This window comes from Brevundimonas sp., from assembly GCF_004210735.1.
In the GTDB taxonomy this organism is placed as follows: domain Bacteria; phylum Pseudomonadota; class Alphaproteobacteria; order Caulobacterales; family Caulobacteraceae; genus Brevundimonas.
Genome location: NZ_SDZL01000002.1, coordinates 71,386 through 81,158, shown reverse-complemented (window position 1 = coordinate 81,158; position 9,773 = coordinate 71,386). Strand labels below are relative to the sequence as shown.

Sequence of the window (9,773 nt, the reverse complement as noted above, 5' to 3'; positions counted from 1 at the left end):
GGGCAGTTTGAAAACGTGGTTGGCGCTACCTGAGCCCTCCCCCATCAAGGGGGAGGGCTCAGGTAGCGCCAACCACGTTTTCAAACTGCCCGACGTGGGCGAGGGCACGGCCGAGGCCGAACTGGTCGGCTGGCACGTCAAGGTCGGTGACGCGGTCGAGGAAGACCAGATCATCGCCGACATCATGACCGACAAGGCCACGGTCGAGATCACCAGCCCCGTCGCGGGCGTGGTCGTCGCCCTGCACGGGGAGGCTGGACAGCAGGTCCCGGTCGGCGGACCGCTGGTCAGCTTCAAGGTCGAGGGCAAGGGCAATGTCGTTCCTGCCTCCTCTCCCTTCCCCCTTGATGGGGGAAGGGCCGGGGTTGGGGGTGATGCCGCGTCCGTATCGAACGCTTCCGCGAAAGCATCTCCCGCCGTCACCCCCACCCAACCCTCCCCCATAAAGGGGGAGGGCTCTCAGCGCCCCGTTCCCGCCGTCACCGGCCGCCAGCCGGGCGAGCGTGCCCTGGCCTCACCCGCCGTGCGCAACCGCGCCCGCGATCTGGGCGTGGATCTGATCTATGTCGCCGGATCAGGCCCGGCGGGCCGGATTGAGCACGCCGACCTGGACGCCTTCGTCGCGCGCGGCGGCAGCGCGGGCGGCACGCCTGCCTTGACCGGTTCGACCTACGCCCGCGCCGAGCGCGTGACCGAGACCCGCATCATCGGCCTGCGCCGCAAGATCGCGGAGAAGATGGCCGAGAGCGTGCGTCGCATCCCGCACATCACCTATGTCGAGGAAATCGACATGACGGCGCTGGAAGAACTGCGGGCGCACCTGAACGCGACCAAGGCCAAGGACCAGCCCAAGCTGAACGTCCTGCCCTTCATCGCCCGCGCGATCGTGGTGGCCCTGCGCGACCAGCCGACGATCAACAGCCATTATGACGACGAGGCCGGGATGCTGACGACGCACGCCGCCGTGCATCTGGGCATCGCGGCCCAGACGCCGAACGGCCTGATGGTGCCGGTGGTCCGCCACGCCGAGGCGCGCGATCCCTATGACACGGCGCAGGAGATCGCGCGGGTGTCCGGCGCGGCCAAGGACGGCAGCGCCAAGCGGGAAGAGCTGTCCGGCTCGACCATCACCATCACCTCGCTGGGGACGCTGGGCGGCGTGGTCCATACCCCGATCATCAACCACCCCGAGGTCGCCATCGTCGGCCCGAACAAGATCGCCGAACGCGTGGTGGTCAAGGACGGCCAGATGGTCGTGCGCAAGATGATGAACCTGTCGTCCAGCTTCGATCACCGGATCGTCGACGGGCATGACGCGGCGGTCTTCGTGCAGCGCATCAAGGGCCTGCTGGAGCATCCGGCGACGTTGTGGATGGGCAACTGATGGACACCGTCCTCATTGTGTTCCTAGCTTGCCTGCTGGACCCAATACGCCTCGTTCCCAGCATTCTAGCGGGCGCCTTGGTTCAATCCTGGAAAGGCGTCTGGATTGCTTCGACAATCATCGCGGCTGGTATGATTGGTCTTGCCGTCAGCCTTGGCGCAAATGCCAATCCCATTCTCGGTCCGCTGGCGACCCTCGCCGCCGTAGCTGGCGCCTTCGCAATTAAGGCTGGTTTCAAAAAGTCGAAGAAACCCCAACTTGATGTAGCTGAATGACCCAGACCCTGAAGACCAAAGTCCTGATCATCGGCGCGGGGACCGGCGGCTATGTCGCGGGGATCCGTTGTGGCCAGTTGGGCCTCGAGACTATTCTGGTGGACGGGGGCGATGGGCTGGGCGGCACCTGCCTGAACGTCGGCTGCATTCCGTCCAAGGCCATCATCCACGCGGCGGGCAAGTATGAGACGGTGGCCAAGGCCGCCGGCGACGGCACGCTGGGCATCACGGCTTCCGCCCCGGCCATCGACCTGTCCAAGACGATCGAATGGAAGGACGGCATCGTCAGGAAGCTGAACGCCGGGGTCGCGGCCCTGCTGAAGAAGGCCAAGGTCAAGGTCATCAAGGGCTGGGCCGAGTTCTCGGACGCCAAGACCTGCACGGTGAAGACCGACGACGGCGACATCGTCATCACCGCCGAACACGTCATCCTGGCCACCGGGTCCGAGCCGGTCGAACTGCCCTTCCTGCCGTTCGGCGGCGACGTGATTTCGTCGACCGAGGCGCTGAGCCTGCCGGAGGTGCCGAAGAGGCTGGTGGTCGTCGGCGGCGGCTATATCGGGCTGGAGCTGGGCATCGCCTTCCGCAAGCTGGGGGCCCAGGTCGCCATCGTGGAAATGGCCGACCGCCTGCTGCCGCTCTATGACAAGGCCCTGACTGACCCGGTCGCCAAATGGCTGGAGCGTCACGGCGTCGAGTTGCACCTCGGTGCGCGCGCCGGGGGCTTCGAGAAGGGCAAGCTGTCGGTCACGACCAGGGACGGCAAGCCGATCCAGATCGCCGCCGACAAGGTGCTGGTCACCGTCGGCCGCCGCCCGCGCACTAAGGGCTGGGGTCTGGAGAACATGGGCGTGGCCATGGCCGGGCCGTTCGTGAAGATCGACAACCGCTGCGCCACCTCGATGAAGAACGTCTGGGCCGTCGGCGATCTGACCGGCGAGCCGATGCTGGCGCACAAGGGCAGCGCCCAGGGCGAGGTGGTGGCCGAAATCCTGGCGGGCCACGACCGCGTGTTCGACCCGACCACCATCGCCGCCGTCTGCTTCACCGAGCCTGAGATCGTCTCGGCCGGTCTGGGGCCGCAGGACGTCCAGGGCCGCGACGACGTTATCCAGGCCGTCTTCCCCTTCGCCGCCATCGGCCGAGCGCTGGCGATCGAGGCGAGCGAGGACGGCGGCTTCGTGCGGGTGCTGGCGTCGAAATCGGATCACCGCCTGCTGGGCATCCAGGCCGTCGGCCAGCATGTCAGCGAACTGTCCAACAGCTTCGCCCAGATGCTGGAGATGGGTGCGGTGCTGGAAGATGTCGCCGGCACCATCCACGTCCACCCAACCCTGGGCGAAGCCTTCCACGAGGCCAGCCTGAGGGCCTTGGGGCACGCCATCCACATCTGAACCTTGACTGTTCGGCGGGGGCTCCCTCTACCTGTGCGTGCGGAGGCGCGTCGCGCCGTTCAGGGGTGAGGATAGCCGATGCGGAAATGGGTTCTGATCGTCCTGCTGGCGGCCGTCGCGGCGTGCCAGCCCGCGGAACGCACCTCGCGAGAGGCTGAGCCGGTCGAAAGGGCCGAGCAGAAGTTGATCTCGGCCCTGCCTGTCACGCCGTATCCTGAAGCCAAGACGGTCAGGCTATTCGTGGCGCGCCCCTTCGCCGAGGTAAGGGCGGGCGCAGACGAATATGTCAGGCCGAAGGGTCAAATGCTGACCGCTGATCAAAGGTCGGCATTCGAGGCCACCCTGCGACTGGCCAACTACGATCGCGAGCTGGGCTACGCAGCCGCCTGCTTCATTCCACACCACTTCGTTCGCTACTACGACGCCAGCGACCGGGTGATCGGTGAGTTTCAGGTCTGCTTCTGCTGCACGGGTATACGCGCCGATCCCCATATTTCAGCACCGCTCCCAAGAGGGGCGAAGGTCCAGGACCTGGAATTCGACTACGCCCGCCTGAAGGCGTGGGTGGAAGCGATGGGCTATTCGACCGATATCGACTGCTAGCCCATCGTCCTGATCAGCCCCGCAGATCCGGCGGGGTGGCTTCTTCCGTCAGCATGGCGATGGCTTCTTCTACCGTGACGATGGTCTGGGCCTGGGAGCCCAGGCGGCGGATGGCGACCCTGCCTTCCTCGGCCTCGTTGCGGCCGACGACGGCGATGGCGGGGACCTTGCCGACCGAGTGTTCGCGAACCTTGTAGTTGATCTTCTCGTTGCGCAGGTCGGTCTCGACCCGCAGGCCCGCGGCGCGGAATTTGGCCGCGACCTCTTCGGCGTAGTCCGAGGCGTCGGAGGTGATGGTCGCCACCACCGCCTGCGTCGGGGCCAGCCACAGGGGGAAGGCCCCGGCGTAGTTCTCGATCATGATGCCGATGAAGCGCTCGAAGCTGCCCAGGATGGCCCGGTGCAGCATGACGGGGCGGTGCTTCTGGCCGTCCTCGCCGACGTATTCGGCGCCCAGGCGATCCGGCAGGACATAGTCCAGCTGCAGCGTGCCGCAGGTCCATTCACGACCGATGGCGTCCTTGACGATGAAGTCCAGCTTGGGCGCGTAGAAGGCGCCGTCACCCTCGGCGATGACAGGCTCGACACCCGCCGCGCGCGAGGCTTCCAGCAGCATGGCCTCGGCCTTGTCCCAGAACTCGTCCGAGCCGGCGCGGATTTCGGGGCGGGTGGCCAGGTTGATGTAGGCCGTCTCCATGCCCAGGTCGCCGTGGACGCTGCGAGCCAGTTCGACGAAGCGGCGCGTCTCGTCGACGATCTGGTCCTCGCGGCAGAAGATGTGGGCGTCGTCCTGCGTAAAGCCGCGCACCCGCATCAGACCGTGCAGGGAGCCGGACGGTTCATAGCGGTGGCAGGCGCCGAACTCGGCCATGCGCAGCGGCAGTTCGCGATACGAGCGCTGGCCGTGGTCGAAGATCTGGACGTGGCCGGGGCAGTTCATCGGCTTGAGAGACAGGGTCTCGCCCTCGACCGTCTCGCAGACGAACATATTGGGGCGGTACTTTTCCCAGTGGCCCGAGGCCTCCCAGAATTTGCGGTCCAGAACCTGGGGCGTCTTGACCTCGACATAGCCGGCGGCCGTCAGGCGGCGGCGCATATAGGCCTCAATCACCTGCCACAGCACCCAGCCCTTGGGGTGCCAGAAGACCATGCCGCGGCCCTCTTCCTGCATGTGGAAGAGCTCCATCGCGCGGCCCAGCTTGCGGTGGTCGCGCTTCTCGGCCTCTTCGATACGCAGCAGATAGGCGTCCAGATCCTCTTTCGAGGCCCAGGCGGTGCCGTAGATGCGCTGAAGCTGGGCGCGGCTGGAATCGCCGCGCCAGTAGGCGCCGGCCAGCTTGGTCAGTTTGAAGGCCTTGCCGACGAATTTCGTGGTCGGGAAGTGCGGTCCCCGGCACAGGTCGGCCCAGTCGCCCTGCTTGTAGACGGTGATCGTCTCCGTGCCCGGCAGGTCGCGGATCAGTTCGGCCTTGTAGGTTTCGCCGACGCTCTCGAAATGTCTGATGGCCTCGTCGCGATCCCAGACCTGACGCTCCAGCGGGGCGCCGCGATCGATGATCTCGGCCATCTTCTTCTCGATCCTGGGGAAGTCCTCGGTCGAGAAGGGTTCGTCGCGGGCGAAGTCGTAATAGAAGCCGTCCTCGATCGACGGGCCGATGGTGACCTGGGTGCCGGGGAACAGTTCCTGCACCGCCTGGGCCAGAACGTGGGCGGCGTCGTGGCGGATGGTCTCCAGCGCCTCGGGATCGTCGCGCATCAGCAGACGGAAATCGCCGTCGCCGTCGATGACACGGTCGAGGTCGCGCTGCTCGCCGTTCCAGACGACCAAGGCCGCCTTCTTGGCCAGCGAGGGCGAGATGGCGGCGGCCACGTCGCGACCCGTCGAGCCGGCCGGGTACTGGCGCACGGCGCCGTCGGGAAATTTCAGTTCGATCATCGTTTCGTCTTTGGCTTTTCTATCGCGTTCGCCGCCGGGGCGGTCTCGCGGGGCGGTCTCGCGGGGCGGGACGGGATCGTAACCCGAACCACCGAAGGGATGGCATTTACAGAGCCGGCGCACGGTGAGCCATCCCCCCCTGACCGGGCCGTGCTGGAGCAGGGCGTCGCGCCCATAGTCCGAACAGGTCGGCAGATATCGGCACGACTGGCCGAAAAAGGGGGACAGCGTCAGCTTGTAGCCCCGATGGGCCAGCCGCACGCCGCGTTCATAGAGAGACATACGTCCCTTCGCCGGGGGCATGTTGAGGGTTGGCCGCTTATCCCCCCTATGGCCGGGGGGATCAACCGGACGGGCCCTCAGGCCGCGCCGGCGAGACGAGTTCGTGTGTCGCTGTGGTGTTTGGACAGCGCCTGACGCGCGGCCTCCAGCGTCGCCTCGATGGCGACCATGGTCGAGGCGTGGCGGGCGGGATAGTCGGCGACCTGTTTCAGCACGCGCAGGCTCTCGAAACGCCCGGCCGGGCCCTCGCCGCCGGATTTCAGCATGGCCAGCATGGCGTCGCGCGCGGCCTCAAGCTCGGGGATCGAGGCGCCGATGACGGCCTCGCCCAGCACGCCAGCCGCCGCCTGGCCCAGGGCGCAGGCCTTTACCGTCTGGGCGAAGTCGGCGATTCGGCCGTCGGCGTCCAGCACGACATCGACGATGGCTTTCGATCCGCACAGTTTGGCGACGCGCTCGGCGGTGCCCCCCTTTTCGCTGACCAGCGGCGCAGGCAGGCGGCCGCTGTGCGGCAGATTGGCCGCCAGCGTCAGGATGCGCGTGCTGTAAAGCTCGTCGATCATGGGATGAAGATAGGCGTTTCGACGCCCGGCGAGAAGGGTGGGCTCAGCCGCCCTGCAACGACGACCAGGTGCGGGCGGTGGGCGAGGTGGGCGGCGCATCGACGGCCGCGGTCTGGCCGGGCGTGGTGCGCGCGCGCAGCCAGGCCAGGTTCTGATCTGCCAGTTCGGGCGGCAGGTCGCGGCGCAGCATCTGTTCGGCCTCGGCCGTCTTGCCCTGCAGGCCCAGCACCAGGGCCAGGTTCTGACGGGTCTGCAGCGTGGCGCCCGGCTGGGCCACGGCGCGGCGCAGCAGGGTTTCGGCCCCGGCCGCGTTGCCGTCGGTGGCCAAGGCCATGGCGGCGTTGGTCAGCAGGGTCGGATTGTCGGGCGCGACGCGCAGACCCTCGGCCCAGGCGGCGCGGGCGTCGTCGTCGCGGCGCACCTGTTTGTAGGCGACGCCCAGCAGGGACAGCGGCCGCCAGTCGTTCGGCGCCTGGGCGCGGGCCTGTTCCAGTGGGGCGACGCCATAGAAGGCCTGGCCCCGGGCGATGTGGGCGCGGCCCAGCTCCAGCAGGGCGTCGATGTTGGTGGGTGCCGCGATCAGCACGCGCTGGGCGGCCTCGGCGGCCTGATCGTGACGGCCCAGGTCACGCAGGGCCTGGGACAGCTTGACCCCGGCGATGCTGTCGGCCGGATTGATCTCGACCTCGGTGCTCCAGAAGACCGAGCGGGCCAGCGGGTCCATCCGTTCGTACAGCGTGCGCTGTTCGGCCGAGGCCGGCTGGCGAACTGACGGCGTAGCGACGGGCGCAGGATCGGCCGCTCGTGCGGGCGCGGCCAGGCCCATCAGAATCGCGGCGGTGGTTGCGATGCAGGCGGTCGTGCGCGACATGGAGGTATCCGGACCGGTCTCTGGCGAGCCCATTTCGTGGCCGTCAGGGTCGCCGGTCTGCGTCAAGCATTGGTTAATCGGTCCGACAGGGCCGGAAAGGTCGCCATGTCCGCCCTGCACCCCGACATCCTGGCCCGCGACAGCAGCGGCGCCGTGCCTGTGCGCGTGGTGATCGCGGGCGACGGCGCGCCCGAGACCGCCTGGACCCGCGCCAACGACTTCACCGGCAAGGCGGGGCAGGTGCTGCTGGTTCCGGACGCGGACGGGGTGCTGTCCGAAGTGCTGTTCGGGGCGGGTGAACGGTTCGATCCGGCCAGTGCGCGCGGATTGGCGGCGCGGCTGCCGGGGGGACTGTACCGGCTGGACGGCGTGAACGGCGAGGCGGCGGCGCGGGTGGCCGAGGCCTTTGTGCTGGGGGCCTATCGCTTCGACCGCTACAAGGCCCGGCCTGATCGCGAGGCGGTGCGGCTGGTCGCGCCGGACGGCGTGGACGGGGCGGCGACGCTGCGGATCGCCGCCGCCTGCGCCCTGGCGCGCGAAATGGTCGATACCCCGGCCGCCGACATGGGGCCGCTGCAGATCGAGACCATCGCCCGCGAGATCGCCGAGAGCGCCGGCGCCCATATCACCGTGACGACGGGCGACGCCCTGCTGGAAGAGAACTATCCTGCGGTGCATGCCGTCGGCCGCGCCGCCGCGCCGCATCGGGCGCCGCGCCTGATCGAGATCGGCTGGAAGCTGGACCGGACCGAACTGCCGCTGGTGGCACTGGTCGGCAAGGGGGTGGTGTTCGACACCGGCGGGCTGGACCTGAAACCGGCTGCCGGCATGCGCAATATGAAGAAGGACATGGGCGGTTCGGCCCACGCCCTGGCGCTGGGGCGGCTGGTGATGCAGGCCGACTTGCCCGTGCGGCTGGTGGTGATCGTGGCGGCGGTCGAGAATGCGGTGTCGGCCGACGCCTTCCGGCCGGGCGACATCCTGAACAGCCGCAAGGGCCTGACCATCGAGATCGGCAATACCGACGCCGAGGGACGTTTGATCCTGGCCGACGCCCTGACGCGGGCTGGCGAGCATGCGCCGGACCTGACCATCGATTTCGCCACCCTGACCGGCGCCGCGCGCATGGCGCTGGGGCCGGAATTGCCGCCCCTGTATACCGATGACGAGGCGCTGGCGGCCGGCCTGCTGAAGGCGGCGGGCGAGGTGGGCGATCCGCTGTGGCGCATGCCCCTGTGGGCCGGTTACCGCGCCTCGATCGACAGCGAGATCGCTGATGTGCGTAACGATTCGGCGCCCTGGGCGCAGGCCGGGTCGGTGACAGCGGCGCTGTTCCTGCAGAAGTTCGCGCCGACCACAGGCGCCTGGGCGCATCTGGACATCTTCGCCTGGAACCCGCGCACCCGGCCGGGCTGGCCCGAGGGCGGCGAGGCGCAGGGTTTGCGGGCGGTGTTCCGCTATCTGAGCGATCGTTTCGTCCAATAGCCAAGGCTGTTAACGCCCCCTTGGGGATCGCAGGCGTAGGACGGTGGGCTCAACCGCACGAGACGCCGTTTGTCCGACGCCCTCGCCCTGATTGATCCCGGCGCCGCCCTGGCCCGGCCCGACCTGGCCGAACTGGCCGTGGAAGGCCTTGTGCGCGCCGACGCCTATCGGGCGACCGAGGCGCTGCGCTGCGTCGTGGCGATGACTGAAATCCTCGATGCGCCGCAGGGCGAGCGGATCGACCAACTGGTTTTTGGCGAGATTTTCGACGTGCTGGACGCGCAAGGCGACGTCGTCTGGGGCCGGGCGCGCCGCGACGGCGTGATCGGCTGGGTCAGCCGCGCCGCCCTTGGCCCGTCCACCGCCCTGCCGACACATCGCATCACGGTCGCACGGGCCGAGGTGTTCGCGACGCCCGATGGCGGGCGCCCGCTGGCGACGCTCAGCCTCAACGCCCTGGTGCGTCGGACGGCCGACCGTCAGGGCGTGGTTCAGGTCGAGGGGCTGGGCTGGATCGCCGCCGCCGATCTGGCGGACTTCAACGAATTCGACACCGACCTGGCCACGGCGGCCGAACGGCTGACAGGCGTGGCCCATGTTCCGGGCGGGCGTTCGGGCGAGGGGACGGACTGTTCGGGTCTGGTGCAACAGGCGCTCTATGCCTGTGGCCTGGCCGGGTCGCGCTATGCCCATCAGCAGGCGCTGCTGGGCCGGGCGACCCGGACGCCTGCGCGCGGCGATCTGATCGTCTGGAGCGCGGCGGCGGTGCAGCCGTGGGGCGGGCATGCCGGTGTCATGCTGGATGCGAATCGCCTGATCCATGCCAGCGGCGCGCACGGCGCCGTGGCGGTCGAAAATCTGGCCGAGGCCGACGCCCGCTATCGCGCCGACGGGTTCGACGCCCCGGTGTTCCGCCGCGTCATCGGCTGAACCCCAAACAGAAAAGGCGGCCCGCAGGCCGCCCTTCCCATAATCGAATG

9 protein-coding genes are annotated in these 9,773 nt (G+C 68.4%); 6 read left to right on the top strand and 3 right to left on the bottom strand.

All coding sequences use genetic code 11. The features are described 5' to 3' along the window. From EON91_RS00875 to EON91_RS00860, 4 genes are all read left to right on the top strand, one after another. Positions 1-1,384: dihydrolipoamide acetyltransferase family protein (locus tag EON91_RS00875; RefSeq protein WP_292090947.1), on the top strand; the 1,384-nt coding region annotated here is incomplete at its 5' end. Beyond that, positions 1,384-1,659 (top strand): hypothetical protein, encoded by a 276-nt coding sequence (locus tag EON91_RS00870; protein ID WP_292090946.1) that lies wholly within the window; start codon positions 1,384-1,386, stop codon positions 1,657-1,659. The genes EON91_RS00875 and EON91_RS00870, both read left to right, overlap by 1 nt. Further along, positions 1,656-3,053, top strand: coding sequence for a dihydrolipoyl dehydrogenase (lpdA, locus tag EON91_RS00865; protein WP_292090945.1), 1,398 nt, complete (start codon positions 1,656-1,658; stop codon positions 3,051-3,053). Before EON91_RS00870 ends, lpdA begins: the two co-directional genes overlap by 4 nt. A gap of 78 nt (positions 3,054-3,131) precedes the next feature. Next, positions 3,132-3,656, top strand: coding sequence for a hypothetical protein (locus EON91_RS00860; RefSeq protein ID WP_292090943.1), 525 nt, complete (start codon positions 3,132-3,134; stop codon positions 3,654-3,656). 13 nt (positions 3,657-3,669) lie between these two features. Here the strand turns inward: EON91_RS00860 and thrS are convergent, their stop codons facing one another. The 3 genes from thrS to EON91_RS00845 all read right to left on the bottom strand — a co-directional run bounded on the left by thrS (position 3,670) and on the right by EON91_RS00845 (position 7,308). Next, positions 3,670-5,874: a threonine--tRNA ligase gene (gene thrS / locus EON91_RS00855; protein ID WP_292090942.1), complete on the bottom strand. Its 2,205-nt coding sequence runs from the start codon at positions 5,872-5,874 to the stop codon at positions 3,670-3,672. Positions 5,875-5,951: 77 nt separating this feature from the next. Next, the gene (locus tag EON91_RS00850; protein ID WP_292090941.1) at positions 5,952-6,437 is read right to left on the bottom strand and encodes an iron-sulfur cluster assembly scaffold protein; all 486 of its coding nucleotides are present in this window, start codon (positions 6,435-6,437) and stop codon (positions 5,952-5,954) included. 43 nt (positions 6,438-6,480) lie between these two features. Then, positions 6,481-7,308 carry a tetratricopeptide repeat protein gene (locus tag EON91_RS00845; RefSeq protein ID WP_292090939.1) on the bottom strand — a complete coding sequence of 276 codons (828 nt, stop codon included), beginning with the start codon at positions 7,306-7,308 and terminating at the stop codon, positions 6,481-6,483. A 105-nt stretch (positions 7,309-7,413) separates the two neighbouring features. Between EON91_RS00845 and EON91_RS00840 the strand changes: the two genes are divergently transcribed. Beyond that, positions 7,414-8,793 carry a leucyl aminopeptidase family protein gene (locus EON91_RS00840; protein ID WP_292090937.1) on the top strand — a complete coding sequence of 460 codons (1,380 nt, stop codon included), beginning with the start codon at positions 7,414-7,416 and terminating at the stop codon, positions 8,791-8,793. Between the two features lie 69 nt (positions 8,794-8,862). Then, positions 8,863-9,723 (top strand): NlpC/P60 family protein, encoded by an 861-nt coding sequence (locus EON91_RS00835; protein WP_292090935.1) that lies wholly within the window; start codon positions 8,863-8,865, stop codon positions 9,721-9,723. The last annotated feature ends 50 nt before the right edge of the window (positions 9,724-9,773 follow it).